Source organism: Sphingomonas canaveralia (assembly GCF_047238125.1).
Lineage (GTDB): Bacteria > Pseudomonadota > Alphaproteobacteria > Sphingomonadales > Sphingomonadaceae > JBDFMH01.
The window spans coordinates 2,174,475-2,188,742 of sequence record NZ_JBDFMH010000001.1 but is presented as its reverse complement, the minus strand read 5'-3'; the positions used below and the strand labels follow the sequence as shown (position 1 = coordinate 2,188,742).

The window sequence follows — 14,268 nt, the reverse complement described above, 5'->3', positions numbered from 1 at the left end:
TCAACGCCTCCCTTTCAGCCAGTTCGAAGTCTTCGATCGATCGAGGTAGGATCTGCGCTGCGCAGCCTTCGGCTTGGCAGCGTCACTGGACGGCGTGGGCCGCTCCGCTTCGGCGCGGCCACTATCGATCAGCTTGTCCCATCGCGCGGCCGACCAGCGATCGACACCGAGCGCGTAAGCGGCAGCCCGCGCATAGATGGCGATATCGAGCCGCTCGTTGCGGTCGCGCAGCTTTTGCCATTCCATGCGCACACTGCCGGTGCGGGTGCGGACCCGGACGAATTGCTCCGAGACCATTTGCTTCACGTCTTCGTCGGTCGTGCCCATCGGCAGGAACACATAGCCGTCAGGCTGCTGCTGCCCGTCGAGCGCTCGCTCAAGTCCGAGGCTGGAATAGAACTCCTGCTTCAGCATCGAGGTGGCGACGCTCCACAGCTTCACGCCGCCCTTGATCGTCTTACCCGAGATCGTGACATCGACCCGCTTGGGTCCGGCGATCGGCTCGGATATGCCCAGCGAGTGCCGGCCTTTGATCGGCATCACCAGCGCGGGATGCTTTCGCGCCCACGCATAGATTTCCATCGTGCTGTCGCCATCGCCGGTGTCGGCCGCGACCTTGGCGAGTTTCAGACGGCGGCCATCCTTGGTCCGCCATTCGCGCGCCAGCTCGGCATCGACCCTGCGCCAAGTGTCCGCGTCGGCGGCTCGGCCTTCGATCACCACCGTCTCGACGAATGCCCGCCAGCGGTTCGGTCCCCAGCCCCACACGTCAAGCTCGACGCGGTTGCGCTGGACATCGACAGCGGCGGTTAGCAGGGCCGCCCATGAGGGCGGCTCGCCGATCGTCTCGGCCGGTTCACGCCGATCGTAGAGGCGCTGCCATTCCGGCGCGTCGCCCTTCTCTTGCCATGCCTCGCCGAGCGCGGTGTTCGTCCAGCTCTTCAGCTGCTCCGGGTTGCCCTTCGCGGCCAGGAAGTCCGCGACCGTTTCCGCCAGGCGGCGGAACGAGGAGTAGAGCTCGGACAGGTGGAACGACGCGATCCCGCGGAACGGCTTTTCCGCCCGCCAGCCCCCGCCCTCATCTTCCGCCTGCCGCACCGCCCGCCAACGCTGCGCGTCCGACCAACGTGCGCCACAGACCTCGCCCGTCTCGGGATCGTGGCCCTCGCATTCATACCGGGCGGTCGACGGATCATGCTCGCCGTCGTCGCCTTTCGACCATTTGACCTGCCGCCACTTCAGTGTCTGGTGGTGACCGCAGTCTGGGCAACGAACCCAATATCGCCGTTGATCGCCAGCGAGGAATGCCCGTTCGATACGGCAGACGCCGGCCGTGCCGGGCGTTGATGTCTGAACCTTCTTCCTGTTCCAGAACGTCTCGGTGCGCTTGAACGCCAGCGTGACCGGGTCACCCTCGGTGCCGGCGCTGGCGGGGTAGCGACCCACCTCATCACAATAGACGACACGCTTGGGGCGGGATGCCAGGCCGGTCGGCGAATTGGCACCGGCCAGCGTGATGTTGCCGCCCTGATACTCCTTGTGGAGCAGGGTCGATCCCTTGACCCGCGTGCCGATCGGCACCTTCGCCTTCAGCCGGGGGCTCGCCCGGATGAACGCTGCCAGTCGCTCCTTCGAAAAGTCCTTCGCGTTGTCGACCGTGGGCAGGACCAGCAGCTGTGGCGACGGGTCCTGATCAATGAAATAGCCGGCAGCGTTCAGCAGGATCTGCGTCTTGCCGACCTGCGCGGACGACATCACCACCGTTTCCAGCACTACCGGGTCGCTGATCGCGTCCAGGATGCCGCGCTGATACGAGGCAGTCGCTAGTCGATATCTGCCCGGCTTGGCGCTGGTGTCCGGCAGGTGAGCGTAGCGCTCACTCCATTCGCTCAGACTCAGCTTCGGCGGCGGCTTCAGTGTCGAAGCCGCGTGACGCGTCGCCGATACCAGCATCTTCAAAGACTGCTGCAAAATCGGTCTCGCTCATGGCCTCAAGCGCGGCGTCGATTTCGTCGCCCAGCCGGGTCTGGACTTCGAGCGGATCGCTGATCGTCGCCAGATCGGTAGCCATCGCCACCGGCAGCGCGCGCGCCGCGGTCTTGAAGCTGGCGGTCGCCGCCGCGAAAGCCTGAATGTAGAGGTTGATCGGAAACAGCTCGCGCCGGGTGACAGCGTTCTTCAGTTCGACCGCATCCGCCTGCGCGGCGGTGAGCCGGGTCCGCTCGGCTTCAAGGTCTCCGGTCGTCCGATCCTTTTCCAGCAAATGATCGGTCCACGCTTCGACCACCTCGGCCAGGGTCGCGCCGTCCGCCGGCAGCGCGCCGCGGCTGCGCAGCTCGCCGATCCAGCGCTCGGACTTCCCGAACAGCGCGGCAATCTCAACACGCGTCGGCTCGTAGGTGGCGAGATCCATGCCCACTTCCTTACGCGACGGCCGCGATGTGCGGATTTCTGCGGCTTCCAGACCGAGGGAGGAGGAAGCTTAGGCAGGGCCTTTCACTAAATGAATGCCGCGCCTTTGGCCCCCGCATACGTTTTGGCCCCCGGAAGGACCCAGCTAGGGGGGGGCTTGTGACCAACCCCGTTCGCGCGCAACATTCTCGCTAGGGAGACTCACATGTCAGATGATGATGAACGGGACGTCGCTCAGATGCTGCCGATCGAGCGGCTTTCGCTAGTTCGACAGGACCAGATTGCTCCCGGCGGTCTAATGATCGTCGACGGTCGTGATAAAGACATGCCGCCCGCAATCGCCGTATTGTTCACGGATGAGGACAACACTCATCGGCGGTTTCATTTGGCGTTGAGCGCCGAAGGTAAAATCTTCCCGATTCAACCGTCGACAGCCAATGGCGGCTTGTGGCTAGTGGTGGATGAGTGGACCCTGATAGTGGATCCGGTCTCAAGCTACCTTGCGTTAGGTGAAACCCCACGAGCCGGCGACGCATTCATAAGCGATGGAGTGCCTGGCATTGTCGGCAGATGGGATCATGCCACGGGCTATATATCGACAAACGGAGTGTTGTTGCCCGAGCCTAAATGGGGTTCAGGCTATGTCGGGTTTCGCTCATGGCGGATAATCATCAAGCGCGGGGTCGAAGAGCCCATGATCATCTATGAAAGGTCGAGGAACGGCTGAAGGACATAGCTATCGCTTCCCGCTCGAAGCACGCCATCGCGTGCCGATCGGGGCAGCGGGGGCGAGCAACGAAGGCCCTGTCCATTCCCACCTATGCCGCTTGAGCAGCCGTGCCCGTTGCGGGACGGTCACACTGTATCGCATCTGCCTCTAAGAGAAAAGTGGCAATCTTCACCGTCATCGAACCGCCGAAGCACACCAGCGCGAACCGATCGTCTCCCTGTTTCACGATACCGGACATCCCGGCGAAGCTGCCCTCGGGCACGCGGACCTCGGTGCCGGCCGGGAATGATCGACGCTGGTTCTTCCGCTGCGCGCGCTTGAGCGCGTCGCGCGATCTCTCCTCTACCTCCCGCAAGCTCTGCACTTCGCGATCGGCTATGAACGGGATGCGCCCATCATAAAGGAACAGAGAGAAGCGGGCATGCCCGGTCATTGGCCGCGCCAGGATCTGCGAGACCTGCGACAGTTGCGACGCTCGCGCGAATACGAACGTCGGCATGACTGGCACCTCGATCTCGACCCGCGCCTTACTCCGGGGCCGGCGGCGGTTTCGCACTTCGATCGGGGTCCACACGTCCAATCCAGCCGACGCCAGCGACCGGGCGAGCGGTAGGGTCTTGGGGCCGCTGGTGCGGAGCATGAACCAATTCTGTTCGCGGATCATCGACGGATGCCCTCTGTAGCAGTTGTAGCAACTGTAGCAGCAGCCGGTGCTACATCGGCCGGAACGCCCCCTATTTGATCAGCACGGAGGTGTTTTCTGTAGGTAAGACAATAGGCTAGCCCCCGCACATTCCCTGTTGGGAATGACGTTGGAGGATCGGTCGCTGCCGATCTGTAGCAAGGTTGTAGCAGGGTCATTGCTACAACTACGGCCCGCTCTCGCTGGCATAGGCGTCCCAGATATAGACCTGACCGGGTCGATCGCGAAGACGGTATCTTAGCCTATGTCCGTGACGCGCCTCTAGAACGGCGCTGCCGGGCAGGATCTCCACTATGGTGAGGGGGCTCGGCATGCCGACTATCAGCGCAACCAAGCCGTCCTTGCTGCCATCGGTGCAGCGCGGGTTCGGGTGGCAACCGAATAGGTCAAGAGGCCGCCAGCCTGCATCCAGGGAGGCCTGCCCCCATTTATCGGACACTGACTGGCACTCGAACAGCATCTCCTCCCACCCGTCTTCGGTCAGAAAGCTGGGCCGGGGCAGGGCAGCGAGGGCTTGAAGACCCGCCGTCCAAGGCAGGCTCGGGGCGGAAATCGCTGCTACATCTGCTACATTTGCTACAGGTGCGGCACGGGAACGCTGAAATTGGCGGAACTCCGCGCCTTTTCCCCAGTCCGAGAAGCCGTGATCTGTAGCAGGGGCGCCTGCTACAGCACTGCTACACTCGGTCGCGATAGCACCGAGATCGATCGCCAAGGGCATGAAGCTATCGGCCGACATGCACCCTCCACGCTTCCTTAGCGTGCTTCCCGTCGACATTGGCGCCGGCCGCGACAGGCGTGATGTGATCGTGCCGGGCGAGGACCGCGCATAGCTCGCGGACGTTTTCCATGCTGGTTCTGATCTTGCCCGGCCCCGACTGCATAATGCGGCGCGCTGAGATGAACGGCTGATCCCATTTCTTCTCGAGCCACTCGGACAGGATCAGCGCATCCGCAGTCACCGGGTCGATCGGCGTGGCTGCGGCGAGCCGCAGGGCTTCGCCGAGGTAGAAGTTCATCAGCGCGACGCCGCGGGCCATGGACAGCTTGTTGATGGTCCGGTCGCGAAGCCCGTTTTCGAAAACGTGCAGCACGGTAGCGATCCGAGCCGCCTGCTCGGTCGCCTTGCCCGCGAAACCTCGGATCGGCGCGAGACTGCCGCCCTGGCCCTGCTGGCCTTCAACCGTATTGTAGAACTCCCAGAACAGCGCGGCTGCGTCTTCGTCCAGGTGGAATGCGCAGCGGCGCATCAGGCCGTTCTGCGGGCTCTCAAGGTCGACTGGCAGTGGTGTGCGAATGATGCTTCCGAGACGCTCCTGATATTCAACGATGTCATCGGTCACGTGCGCCGGCTCGATCGTGCTAGGATCGTGAAACCGGGTCCCGGCGAGAGTTGTAGGCTGGGCGGCGAGCACGCGGCTGAGGAACCCTTGTCCGCGCATTTCCTCGTCGCCGAACATGCGCTCGATATAGATTTGCTGAAACATGACGTGGAACGAGAAGGCTCGGTTGGGCAGGAAGCGGAAGCCCTCGCCCTTGGTCAGCGTCTTGATCGACTGACCGTCCCACAGTTCGGAATAATTGCTGATCGTGGCGGTGCGGTTGTCGTCCTGCATCCCCCAGCTGCCCAGCCAACTACCGCCTTCATTGATGAACAGGCCGAGCGACGGCCGGCCCTTGTCCAGCATGTCGATCACGCCCTGCGTGCTACCCGGTGGCACGATAATAGCGGGCCGTGGCGGTTCGATCGGTGGCGTGCCGAGATCCTTCACGGCCATCTCGACCGTGGTTCGATCAGCGTTCGCCATTTCCTTGGTGAGCTTGGCCTGATCGTTCTTGAAGATGGCGGCTTGTGTGGCGTGGACCTGCTTTGCCATCTGGTACTCGGTGTTCAGGTCGATCTCGTAGTCCGCGATTGGCTTGATCGCGATCTCGTCCGCAGACGATTTTCGATCACCTGAGTCAGCGATGGTGGCGAAAAACAGGGAGGTGGGACGGCGCTGCCGGGTTGGCAGCTCTACAACCGCGTGGCCCTGCACCGCCAAACTGGCGGCGGCGAGGACGGAGTGTGCTGCCAGCGAGTCAGGCACCTTAACTCGGACCATGATGGCGCGAATGGCGCGGGCCAGCCGGTCGCCGCAGGCATCGATCGGGAAGGGCTGCGCGTCGGCGCGCTCGCCGACCAGTGGCAGCGGTTCAACTTTAATTACAGCTCCCGCTTTTAGAGCATCTTGGAACCCGCTGTTCATGCGCGAACTCCGCGCAGCTGGTCGTTCCAGTCCTTGAAGGCGGGGTCCGGCCATATCGGGCGCACCGACAGGCCTCGCTCAATGAAAGATGCGGTGGCCTCATCGACTGCCACGCGTCCGGCTGCGTTGTTGTCGCCCGCCAGGACCACGCCTGTGATGCTAGGGACTAGATCAATGCGCGGCATTAGAGCCGTGCCACACGCGACCAGCACCGTTTCACCGGGCAGTTCCTGCGCCAAGGTCAGCCCGTCTTCCGGTCCCTCGCAAATAATCGGATCTCGTCCGGGCGATGGCGGATATTGGCCGCCGGCCACGAATGCCGAGCCGACGATGATGCCGAAGCTGAGCTTCGCCTTCGCCTTCGTCCCATCCTGGCGGATGCGCTCGTATTTCCTGCGACCGCCGTCCTGCAGGAAGATGCACTGCACGCCCACGACGGTGCCGCCCCGATCCTGAAGAGCGCAAGCCATCGCGGGCGTGTCGCGGCCGACCTCGCCGGTCTCCGGATTGCGCCAGCGTGGGGTCATCACGAACCGCGCGGTATCGGGCAGCGGTGTCGTGATGCCGCGGGCACGAGCATAAACCTCGGCGGGCGTCCCCGGCGCGGGCACGGCGCGAGCCCAGATTGCCTGTGCATCCGCAATGCGCTGCGCGGTGAGCGCCGCTTCTTCCTGCCGCCGCTTAGCCCGATCGGCCTCGGTGACCTCGGGGTAGGTCCCATCTTCAAGATCGCGAAGTGCGTCGATGAAGGACAGGCCGTGCTTCTCGGTTAGGAAGCGGATGGCGTCGCCCGATCGACCGCAGCCGTGGCAATGGTAGAAGCCCTTGCTGTCGTTGACCTCAAAGCTTGGCGATCGTTCGCTGTGGAACGGGCAAAGGCCGACCAGTTCGCGAGGACCGCGCTTCGCGAGCTTAGTCACTCGTCCGATAATATCGGACAACTGCCGCCGGTCCTTGGCGTGCTGGATCCGCTCGCGGAACTCCGCTTCTTTCGCGCCGTGCCGCACGGATCAGGATGCCAGCGCAGGCGTGGTCGAAACAGGCGCGGCGACCAGATAGGCCCAAGCTTCCGCGGATAGCGCGAGGTTGCGGCGGCGGGCCAGATCGAGCACGGCGGGCCGACGCCAGCCGGGGATGTTGCCCTTCTTCTTCCAGGAGTGCACGGTCTGGACGGGGAAGCCCAGATCTGCGGCAACGTGCGTGGGCCGCCCGAGGCCCTCGAAGATTTCGGCCACCACCGACATTGTATCATCGCTCCGAAAATGGGACGGCATTAACCGTCTTATATCCGATTTTCGGGGAAGCGCCAGCGGCCAGGCGATGCTATTCGTTATGCCATGGCCGAAGATCCGATCCCGACCGCCGAGAAAATCCTTCTTCAGTTGAAGAATGCCGGCATCCCGCAACGTGTGATCGCGCAGAAGCTGGCGATCCCACCCACGGCGGTGTCGAACCTCTACACCGGGCAGCGCCACCTCAAATTGCATGAGGCGAACATCCTTCTGCAAATGCTACCCAGGGAGCCGCAGCCGCTCAAGATCCCGCTCATCGGCATGGCCGGTGCCGGCCGCTGGTTGGAGGCGATCGAAGAAAGCCGTGAGACGATTACCATCCCGGCAGAGGTAAATGCCAAGGGCCGGTTCGCGGTGGAGATCGTCGGAGACAGCATGAATTTGGTGCTGCCCGAGGGCAGCTGGGCCGTCATCGATCCCGACGATCGCCGGCTCTACGTCGGAAAGCTCTACCTTCTCCGCAATGCCGATGGCGAGGCGACCATCAAGCGATACCGTGAAGGCCCCGCGAGGTTCGAACCGGCGAGCGACAATCCCGAATACGTGCCCTTCGAACTGGGCGAGCTAGACTTCAGCGTGATTGGGCGGGTGACATACGCAATCCAGCAGTTCTGAAAATCTGGTTAACCACCCCTTGCAATTCTCCGAAAAACGGAGATACTGGCGGTATCAGGTGAGCGCCAAGCCAAAGTGCAGCGGCCGACCCTGAGACCGCAGGGTTAGGACAGCGCGCTCGCCACGGCAGCCTCCGCCAACTTCCTGCTGAAACGCAAGCAGGGAGATTACCGTGCCCGATGCCAATCCCAATTCCCCACCGCCGCGGGTTCCGCCTGCGCCGAACAGCATGGCGACGGCCTTCGCTAGCGCACCGTCTGCCAGGCCCGCTGATTGCGGCTGGCTGCTCGGCGCCTTGGCACCGACTCAGACCCCGATGCACCTGAACGTCGTTGCATTTCAGGCGACCATCGATCGCGTCTGCGAGGTGAGCGACAAGCAGGATCAGCTGGCCAATGCAGATACGGTCCCCGACCATCTTACGAGGGCGGGCGGTGAGATCGCACTAGCCGATGCCTACGAGCATGTATCGCGGCTCGAATATGCCCAGATGATCACCATCAGCATGACGCCGCTACAGGGGCGCGAGGACATGGTTTCGCTGGTCGCGCATCTTGCGGTGCTGGCGGAGAACGTCCCGACCAAGGATCCGCAATTTCCTATGGCTGACGCCGCGCTGCGCGGCCTTCACGCCGGGATCGATACGCTGGCCGCCTACCTGCTCGCCAACGGCGCAGATCAGATGCAGCTGCCGTCGATTGCGCTGGAGATGCTCCAGAAATGCGAAGCGCGCGACGCGCTGATCAACGGCTGACGGGGAGGAAGTGACAATGAATATGCACGCCCCCATCACGTTCGCCAGCGCCAGCCCGGCCCTGCAGGAGCGGATCGACGCGATCGTCGAACGCGAGACGTTGCACAGCCTGATCGCTCGGCGTCAGATCGCTGCAAGCGAGGAAGGCCGTCTCAAGCCGATCTGGTGCGCTAAGGCCGAAGAGATCAACGCGCGGGTGGATCAGGCATTACCGCACATCACCCGCGGCTTCGCCAATGCTTCCGGCGGCCGGACGATCTGGCACAGCGGCAATTATGATGACGAGCTGGCGGCGCGCCGCATGTTCGACACATTCCGCAAGGGAAGAACTTGGTCCAGCCATTGGCTGCCAAAAGCCGCGAGCGATATTCGCGCGCTGTTCATCAGGCGCGGCTGGATGCGTCGCAAGCTATGGCGCGAGGCGGAAGCGCGTGAAATCGAAGCCGCATTCGGCGCTGCCGATATCGTGCTGAGCGACATCGATGGCGATATCATCGAATGGGTCTGGACCAACGAAGCCGAGCGAGTCGCCAAGGCCGCCGCCATGGTCAGCTTCGGGCTCCATACCGACGAAGACGGCTGGCATTGGGACTGGACCCGGTGGACGCGACTGACCCGCATCCTTGAACAGCTGCGCATGATCGATGCTGAGCTCGGGCCTGATGCCGACGCTGCCGACGACAATGCCATTGGCGGGGTGATCGCCTTCTACGAGCACCTGCTGGTGATGACGCCGGCACGCTCGGCTCAGCAATTCGCCGAGAAGGTGCTGGTAGCGCTTGGCGACGGCGAACGGTCAGTCGGCGGCGCTTGGGGTGAGGCGATCGTGGCCGATGCCCAGCGCTGGAGTGCTGCGAAATGACCGCCGCTGACGACGCGGCGGCGCCAGCCGAAACCTGCTGCACTTGCATGTGCTGGCGGCGCTACCCCTTGGAAAGCATCGGCGACTGCCGACGCCACCCACCAGTCGTGAGCGAGGCCATGATCCGCTCGCGCCTCATGAATAGCAGCCCGGAGTTCGGGGACGCCGCGATCGAAGAGCAGGATCTTTGGGGGGCCAGCAACTTCCCCGTGACGCACGAAGCTGACTGGTGCGCTGACTACATCCCGCAGGAGAGGCCGCAATGACTACTGAGCGCTGCGCGCTGTGCCGCTTCTGGCTGCCGGTCGAAGAAGGCGTTGATCGAACAGCCGATGACGCCGGGCATGGCTGGTGCCGGCGCGAGCCGCCGAAAATCGTCGATCACATGGCGCGGATGGCGATCCCGCAGCCGGGTTTCGGCGGCCACGTATTCGACCCGGAGGACGTGGCCGATGCGGGCACTGTCCACAACGCCTGCCTGTGGCCAGCGACCTTCTACACTGAGTGGTGCGGACAATTCGAAGGCAGCGATCTCCTGGTCCTGATCGACCAGCGTGTTCGGAAGGATCGACGCGATGCTGTTCTATAATAGCCGGCGCACCGCGCAGTATCGTGTCGATGGTGTCGCCGAGGTCACATCCTACGGTGCGCAGGATTCCGTTCTCTGCCGCGTCACCATGCGGGACGGAGAAGACGTTATCGCCTACAGGAGCGACGTCGACAGCTGGGAGCGGATTGGCCGACAGGTGATCCCAGCCCAGCCGGGCACCTACGTCCTGAATGTCAATCTTGATGCCCGCCCGGTCGACGTGTTCGAAGTGCCGGTGATCGGCTGGATGATTGACCCGAACGGACCGCCAGAGCCCATCACGGTTGATGGCGTCAACGACGGCGCGGATACGGTCCCGCACATCCAGATGCCGGACGGCACCATCGCGTTGGCGATGGATTGCACCTATCCCGATCGCACGTACTTCGAAAAGGAGATGACCGCGGCGGCCGAGCGTCTCGCTCAACAGCGTGCCGATCGCGCAGCTCAGACGGACGCGGCACAATGACCGCCCGTCCGGAGCGGTGCGAAACGTGCGCGCACTGGGCACGCTCTGCACCCGCGCTTTCGTCGGCCATCCGTTCGGCGAGCGGCAGCGAACGCGATCAGGGCGCGTGCCAGATCGGGCCGCCGATGCTGTTCGAGATCCAGGGCTTCCCTACAGGCGTATGGCCGATCACCGGCTGGAACCGGTTCTGCGAGGAGTGGGCCGCAATCAGCTGGCCTGACGATCCGGACCCCGGTGAGGAAGCCGACGATCGCACGGTCGTCGAACTGCGGCCCAGAGCGAAACCGTCCCAGCCGGCAGATCTACAGCCCGCCGCTCACCTGAAATCAGTCACCGACCGCGGAGTATTAGTGGGCGAATGCGGGGGCGTCCGTAGCCCTGCGCTGCATGCGCGAGAGGAAGCTCGCGTCAACGTTGGCCGCGGCTCGGTAATTATAGCCACCGGCGAATGCAGCGAACCCCGCACCCTCCAATCCCGCCAATCTAGCCCGATTGAAGATCGGCAGGTCCGCCATGGTTGAGAGCGCCTTTGCCACTTTCTCAGTTTATGAATGGGTCGATCTCGCGGCGCGTCTGCGAGAGGCCTGCGATCCCGATGGGAAGCCACGGGGCAATCATTTCATCGCCCCGCTTCGAGCCTTCGACGCCGCATGGAGTGGCAGTGCTAATCCTGCAGAGCGCAACACCGGCGGGACTAGCGGCACCTTGGCAGCCGCTCTGGTTGCTGAGGGGAAGCTGTTCGACGATCTCCGTGCAGTGGCGCTGGAGGCTGCGGTCCAGATTGAGCGCATGCTCGGGTCGAAGCTATGAGCGACCTGTTCGCCTATCCCAACGCGCCCGGCGCGCAGGACCGTGACACTTCTCGCGCGGCCGCGGCTGAAATCGCCCACGACGCGCCGACGCTGCGCGCGAAGGCGCTGGCGGTGTTGGAGCGATCGAACGGCCTCACAGCCGACGAGGTCGCCGGCCGAATGGGCGTATCGATCCTGTCGATCCGCCCCCGCGTCACCGAATTGGCCCGCCAAGGGAAGGTCCGTGACAGCGGCGCGCGCCGCCACAATGCGACGAGCGGGAAGAAGGCGATCGTCTGGGCCGCGGTAAACCCGGCCCGGCTGCAGAGAAGGCCGGCATGAGCGAGGATCTGCGCCTGGTGGTCATCGCCAGCGAGGGCAGGGTGGTGACCTTTTTCGAAACGGACCGGACGGAGTTTCCTGAAATCTGCACCCTCGACCGAGATCGGACATTCATCCGGCAATATCAGGGCGATCTCGCCCAGCTGGTTGGCGAGCCGATTGATCTGCCCGGCGTGATCTACGTCGAGAGCAAGCCTTGGCGGGTCGGCACGAAGACGATCAACAAGCCGAGCGAACGCGTGCGCCGCCTGAAATCCGCATTGGTGATCCCCTTCCCAGTGAGGCCAGCATGACTGGAAGCTATACCGATGGCTTCACCGACGCCCTGCGCGCCGCCGCGCGCTGCTGTGTCGACTTTGCCGAGGATCTGGACCGCCGGCCAGAACAGGCCCGCAGGCTTGGCGCCAACCCGTCTGTCGACGTGCGTCGGCTGCGCCAGGCGGCCAGCCGCATCCGCGACATTCCGATTCCCAAGGATGCCGCATGACCTCAGTCGCGAACGTAGGGATGCTGCTCCCGCACCAGATCCACCGCACGCTCGAACGCGCGGCCGTCCGCTTTTTTTGCTGTGGTTGCGACGTCCCAGTTGGACTTTGGCCGCATGGCCATGGGAAAGGTCTCGACCTTGCCGACCAGCTTTTCCCAATAGCGCGGGTCGGCACCCGTCGCGCCGGCCAGCAGTTCGATCAGCAGGGCGCGCAGCTCGCCGCCGGTCATTCGGTCGTCCGCCATCAGCGCCGTCTAACTCTATCCTTGATCGCAAGCCACTGCGTAGAGCGTCGCTCAACAAATCGCTTGCAGGCCGTAGAGTATTGCTCTACAGGTTTCGACACGGGAGCGAGGTGATGTTCACCGAGATCCTGAAGAGGCTGGAAAGCGCCGCCCGCACCGGGCGTCGTGCCCACCTTGAACCGGAACACGCCCGGGCGCTGATATCGTCGCTCTACGCGGAGATGAGCGCCATCAAGGCCGAGGAGCTTGCAAGATCATGGGACGCAAAGCCGCCGCCACCGCCGACCGGGTCCAGCTCGGGGACTATTGGCTCGAATACCGCAGCGAGCGATCCGAATGGTGCATCGCCTGGTATGATCCCGCCGCACGTTCACGCCGCCGCCGAAGCACTGGCATCCGAGGAAGCGATGCGACTACGCCGCCGGAAGAGGCGCGAGAGGCCCTTGCCCGCCACTACCTAGAGGCGAACAAGCCGGCCGAACCGCAGCTGCCGAAGAATGCGCCGGTGGCGGAGTTGCTGGCGATCTACCAGCGCGATCACGTTGCGACGAAGGCCGATCCGGCTCGCTACGCTATATCGGTCCAGCACCTGCTGCGGTTCTTCGACCGCGAGCGCCGGCTGGGCCGCGTGATCGGCGGCGTGACCGTTGCCGACGTGAATAAGGCGCTGGTCGGCAGCTTCATTGCCTTCCGAAAAGGCGAGGGCGTTGGCGGCCACACCATCAGCCGGGATCTGGCCGCGCTGCGCGGCGCGCTCAATCACGCCTATCGCGAGGAGCTGATCACCGCGGCCCCGTTCATTCGCGATGTGGACGCGAAGGACAAGGCGAAGCCTCGCGAGTTGGTCTATACCCAGGAGCAGGTTGCCGGGCTGTTGGAGGCGGCTTGGGGCCGCCCCGAGCGCCACCACGTCTTTCTCTACACGATGATCCAGCTCAGCACCTGCGGCCGGTCCGAGGCTATCCTCGACCTGCATGACCACCAGCTGCGCGACGGGCTCATCTATTTCCTCGATCCTGATCGCGATCAGACCTCGAAGCGCCGATCGGTCGTGCCGGTCGCGCCGACCCTCGCGCCCTGGCTGGAAGGCATCAGCGGCAAGGTCATCAAATACCGCGCCGCCATCGCCGAGAAGAACCGCCAGCCGGACGGGCCGGAGTATTTCGAGCGCGATTGCTATGACCTCGGCAATGCCTTCGACGCCTGTCTGATCGAGGCTGGCATAACGCGTCCAGTTCTGGACGCATCGGGCCAGCCGGTGATGCTGACCGCACGGCGCAAGCTTGGCGAGACCGATGCCCGACCGAAGCTGCGCGGCCGCGGAACGCCGAACACGCTACGCCACACCGCGATCACCGAGATGCATCGGCGCGGTGTCGCCGAAGCACAGATCGAAGCGGCGGCCGGTCATGCCGGCGAAGGCACCAATAAGAAGAACTACCGGCACCTGCGGCCCGACTATCTCGCCGAGCTGATCGAGGCCGTGGACGCCTACTGGAGCGAGATGACGCGTCTAACGACCGTGCATTTGCGGTCCCAGTGCGGTCCCACGGTCGTTAGTCTGGCTGCCGCGCGGGCTGGCCAGCGTCTCAAGAATGGCTGATTTGTGGGCGTGCGGGGCTGGTGGAGCTGAGGGGAATCGAACCCCTGACCTCTGCAGTGCGATTGCAGCGCTCTCCCATCTGAGCTACAGCCCCAATCCCGCGGGAGGCGCTCCCTTTAGCGGCG

General features: G+C 63.9%; 21 protein-coding genes and 1 tRNA gene. 14 read left to right on the top strand and 8 right to left on the bottom strand.

Features of this window, described 5'->3' with window-relative positions; all coding sequences use genetic code 11:
• Positions 1-1,953 (bottom strand): phage terminase large subunit family protein, encoded by a 1,953-nt coding sequence (locus ABC347_RS10900; protein WP_413245753.1) that lies wholly within the window; start codon positions 1,951-1,953, stop codon positions 1-3.
• Positions 1,877-2,413 carry a hypothetical protein gene (locus ABC347_RS10895; RefSeq protein WP_413245752.1) on the bottom strand — a complete coding sequence of 179 codons (537 nt, stop codon included), beginning with the start codon at positions 2,411-2,413 and terminating at the stop codon, positions 1,877-1,879. The genes ABC347_RS10900 and ABC347_RS10895 overlap by 77 nt, the downstream gene beginning before the upstream one ends.
• Positions 2,414-2,617: 204 nt before the next feature.
• Here ABC347_RS10895 and ABC347_RS10890 point away from each other — a divergent pair, with 204 nt between their 5' ends.
• Positions 2,618-3,139, top strand: a complete 522-nt coding sequence (locus ABC347_RS10890) for a hypothetical protein (protein WP_413245751.1) — start codon at positions 2,618-2,620, stop codon at positions 3,137-3,139.
• Between the two features lie 91 nt (positions 3,140-3,230).
• On the opposite strand, the gene ABC347_RS10885 is transcribed toward ABC347_RS10890, so the two are convergent.
• The 4 genes from ABC347_RS10885 to ABC347_RS10870 form a co-directional block, all read right to left on the bottom strand.
• On the bottom strand, positions 3,231-3,806 hold the full coding sequence (locus tag ABC347_RS10885; RefSeq protein ID WP_413245750.1) for a hypothetical protein: 576 nt from the start codon (positions 3,804-3,806) through the stop codon (positions 3,231-3,233).
• Between the two features lie 764 nt (positions 3,807-4,570).
• The gene (locus tag ABC347_RS10880) at positions 4,571-6,094 is read right to left on the bottom strand and encodes a YfjI family protein (RefSeq protein ID WP_413245749.1); all 1,524 of its coding nucleotides are present in this window, start codon (positions 6,092-6,094) and stop codon (positions 4,571-4,573) included.
• Positions 6,091-7,101, bottom strand: coding sequence for a CHC2 zinc finger domain-containing protein (locus tag ABC347_RS10875; RefSeq protein ID WP_413245748.1), 1,011 nt, complete (start codon positions 7,099-7,101; stop codon positions 6,091-6,093). The genes ABC347_RS10880 and ABC347_RS10875 overlap by 4 nt, the downstream gene beginning before the upstream one ends.
• A 3-nt stretch (positions 7,102-7,104) precedes the next feature.
• The gene (locus ABC347_RS10870; RefSeq protein WP_413245747.1) at positions 7,105-7,332 is read right to left on the bottom strand and encodes a carph-isopro domain-containing protein; all 228 of its coding nucleotides are present in this window, start codon (positions 7,330-7,332) and stop codon (positions 7,105-7,107) included.
• A gap of 99 nt (positions 7,333-7,431) precedes the next feature.
• Between ABC347_RS10870 and ABC347_RS10865 the strand changes: the two genes are divergently transcribed.
• From ABC347_RS10865 to ABC347_RS10815, 11 genes are all read left to right on the top strand, one after another.
• Entirely contained in the window at positions 7,432-8,001 is a 570-nt protein-coding gene (locus ABC347_RS10865; RefSeq protein WP_413245746.1) for a S24 family peptidase, read from the top strand.
• A gap of 172 nt (positions 8,002-8,173) precedes the next feature.
• The gene (locus ABC347_RS10860) at positions 8,174-8,755 is read left to right on the top strand and encodes a hypothetical protein (RefSeq protein WP_413245745.1); all 582 of its coding nucleotides are present in this window, start codon (positions 8,174-8,176) and stop codon (positions 8,753-8,755) included.
• A gap of 16 nt (positions 8,756-8,771) precedes the next feature.
• A complete protein-coding gene (locus ABC347_RS10855; protein ID WP_413245744.1) occupies positions 8,772-9,617 on the top strand; it encodes a hypothetical protein in 846 nt (281 codons plus the stop codon).
• On the top strand, positions 9,614-9,883 hold the full coding sequence (locus ABC347_RS10850; RefSeq protein WP_413245743.1) for a hypothetical protein: 270 nt from the start codon (positions 9,614-9,616) through the stop codon (positions 9,881-9,883). The genes ABC347_RS10855 and ABC347_RS10850 overlap by 4 nt, the downstream gene beginning before the upstream one ends.
• The gene (locus ABC347_RS10845) at positions 9,880-10,206 is read left to right on the top strand and encodes a hypothetical protein (RefSeq protein ID WP_413245742.1); all 327 of its coding nucleotides are present in this window, start codon (positions 9,880-9,882) and stop codon (positions 10,204-10,206) included. The genes ABC347_RS10850 and ABC347_RS10845 overlap by 4 nt, the downstream gene beginning before the upstream one ends.
• Entirely contained in the window at positions 10,193-10,675 is a 483-nt protein-coding gene (locus ABC347_RS10840; protein WP_413245741.1) for a hypothetical protein, read from the top strand. Before ABC347_RS10845 ends, ABC347_RS10840 begins: the two co-directional genes overlap by 14 nt.
• A 125-nt stretch (positions 10,676-10,800) precedes the next feature.
• The gene (locus ABC347_RS10835) at positions 10,801-11,196 is read left to right on the top strand and encodes a hypothetical protein (RefSeq protein ID WP_413245740.1); all 396 of its coding nucleotides are present in this window, start codon (positions 10,801-10,803) and stop codon (positions 11,194-11,196) included.
• Positions 11,189-11,485 (top strand): hypothetical protein, encoded by a 297-nt coding sequence (locus ABC347_RS10830; protein WP_413245739.1) that lies wholly within the window; start codon positions 11,189-11,191, stop codon positions 11,483-11,485. The genes ABC347_RS10835 and ABC347_RS10830 overlap by 8 nt, the downstream gene beginning before the upstream one ends.
• Positions 11,482-11,808: a hypothetical protein gene (locus ABC347_RS10825; protein ID WP_413245738.1), complete on the top strand. Its 327-nt coding sequence runs from the start codon at positions 11,482-11,484 to the stop codon at positions 11,806-11,808. Before ABC347_RS10830 ends, ABC347_RS10825 begins: the two co-directional genes overlap by 4 nt.
• A complete protein-coding gene (locus ABC347_RS10820) occupies positions 11,805-12,101 on the top strand; it encodes a hypothetical protein (protein ID WP_413245737.1) in 297 nt (98 codons plus the stop codon). The genes ABC347_RS10825 and ABC347_RS10820 overlap by 4 nt, the downstream gene beginning before the upstream one ends.
• Positions 12,098-12,295 carry a hypothetical protein gene (locus ABC347_RS10815; protein WP_413245736.1) on the top strand — a complete coding sequence of 66 codons (198 nt, stop codon included), beginning with the start codon at positions 12,098-12,100 and terminating at the stop codon, positions 12,293-12,295. The genes ABC347_RS10820 and ABC347_RS10815 overlap by 4 nt, the downstream gene beginning before the upstream one ends.
• A 2-nt stretch (positions 12,296-12,297) precedes the next feature.
• Here the strand turns inward: ABC347_RS10815 and ABC347_RS10810 are convergent, their stop codons facing one another.
• Positions 12,298-12,540: a hypothetical protein gene (locus ABC347_RS10810; protein WP_413245735.1), complete on the bottom strand. Its 243-nt coding sequence runs from the start codon at positions 12,538-12,540 to the stop codon at positions 12,298-12,300.
• Positions 12,541-12,653: 113 nt separating this feature from the next.
• On the opposite strand from ABC347_RS10810, the gene ABC347_RS10805 reads away from it, so the two are divergent.
• Together ABC347_RS10805 and ABC347_RS10800 are read left to right on the top strand one after the other, a co-directional pair.
• Complete coding sequence (locus ABC347_RS10805; protein WP_413245734.1) at positions 12,654-13,001, top strand: hypothetical protein; 348 nt, start codon at positions 12,654-12,656, stop codon at positions 12,999-13,001.
• Between the two features lie 44 nt (positions 13,002-13,045).
• On the top strand, positions 13,046-14,143 hold the full coding sequence (locus ABC347_RS10800; RefSeq protein ID WP_413245733.1) for a tyrosine-type recombinase/integrase: 1,098 nt from the start codon (positions 13,046-13,048) through the stop codon (positions 14,141-14,143).
• Positions 14,144-14,161: 18 nt separating this feature from the next.
• On the opposite strand, the gene ABC347_RS10795 is transcribed toward ABC347_RS10800, so the two are convergent.
• Positions 14,162-14,237 (bottom strand) — tRNA-Ala (locus ABC347_RS10795).
• Between the last annotated feature and the right edge of the window lie 31 nt (positions 14,238-14,268).

What these genes read in the sequence shown, in the direction of transcription:
- ABC347_RS10900 (WP_413245753.1), bottom strand. Translation starts at nt 1,953, where the DNA reads ATGCTGGTATCGGCGACGCGTCACGCGGCTTCGACACTGAAGCCGCCG.
- ABC347_RS10895 (WP_413245752.1), bottom strand. Translation starts at nt 2,413, where the DNA reads ATGGATCTCGCCACCTACGAGCCGACGCGTGTTGAGATTGCCGCGCTG.
- ABC347_RS10890 (WP_413245751.1), top strand. Translation starts at nt 2,618, where the DNA reads ATGTCAGATGATGATGAACGGGACGTCGCTCAGATGCTGCCGATCGAG.
- ABC347_RS10885 (WP_413245750.1), bottom strand. Translation starts at nt 3,806, where the DNA reads ATGATCCGCGAACAGAATTGGTTCATGCTCCGCACCAGCGGCCCCAAG.
- ABC347_RS10880 (WP_413245749.1), bottom strand. Translation starts at nt 6,094, where the DNA reads ATGAACAGCGGGTTCCAAGATGCTCTAAAAGCGGGAGCTGTAATTAAA.
- ABC347_RS10865 (WP_413245746.1), top strand. Translation starts at nt 7,432, where the DNA reads ATGGCCGAAGATCCGATCCCGACCGCCGAGAAAATCCTTCTTCAGTTG.
- ABC347_RS10855 (WP_413245744.1), top strand. Translation starts at nt 8,772, where the DNA reads ATGAATATGCACGCCCCCATCACGTTCGCCAGCGCCAGCCCGGCCCTG.
- ABC347_RS10850 (WP_413245743.1), top strand. Translation starts at nt 9,614, where the DNA reads ATGACCGCCGCTGACGACGCGGCGGCGCCAGCCGAAACCTGCTGCACT.
- ABC347_RS10845 (WP_413245742.1), top strand. Translation starts at nt 9,880, where the DNA reads ATGACTACTGAGCGCTGCGCGCTGTGCCGCTTCTGGCTGCCGGTCGAA.
- ABC347_RS10840 (WP_413245741.1), top strand. Translation starts at nt 10,193, where the DNA reads ATGCTGTTCTATAATAGCCGGCGCACCGCGCAGTATCGTGTCGATGGT.
- ABC347_RS10835 (WP_413245740.1), top strand. Translation starts at nt 10,801, where the DNA reads ATGCTGTTCGAGATCCAGGGCTTCCCTACAGGCGTATGGCCGATCACC.
- ABC347_RS10830 (WP_413245739.1), top strand. Translation starts at nt 11,189, where the DNA reads ATGGTTGAGAGCGCCTTTGCCACTTTCTCAGTTTATGAATGGGTCGAT.
- ABC347_RS10825 (WP_413245738.1), top strand. Translation starts at nt 11,482, where the DNA reads ATGAGCGACCTGTTCGCCTATCCCAACGCGCCCGGCGCGCAGGACCGT.
- ABC347_RS10820 (WP_413245737.1), top strand. Translation starts at nt 11,805, where the DNA reads ATGAGCGAGGATCTGCGCCTGGTGGTCATCGCCAGCGAGGGCAGGGTG.
- ABC347_RS10815 (WP_413245736.1), top strand. Translation starts at nt 12,098, where the DNA reads ATGACTGGAAGCTATACCGATGGCTTCACCGACGCCCTGCGCGCCGCC.
- ABC347_RS10810 (WP_413245735.1), bottom strand. Translation starts at nt 12,540, where the DNA reads ATGGCGGACGACCGAATGACCGGCGGCGAGCTGCGCGCCCTGCTGATC.
- ABC347_RS10805 (WP_413245734.1), top strand. Translation starts at nt 12,654, where the DNA reads ATGTTCACCGAGATCCTGAAGAGGCTGGAAAGCGCCGCCCGCACCGGG.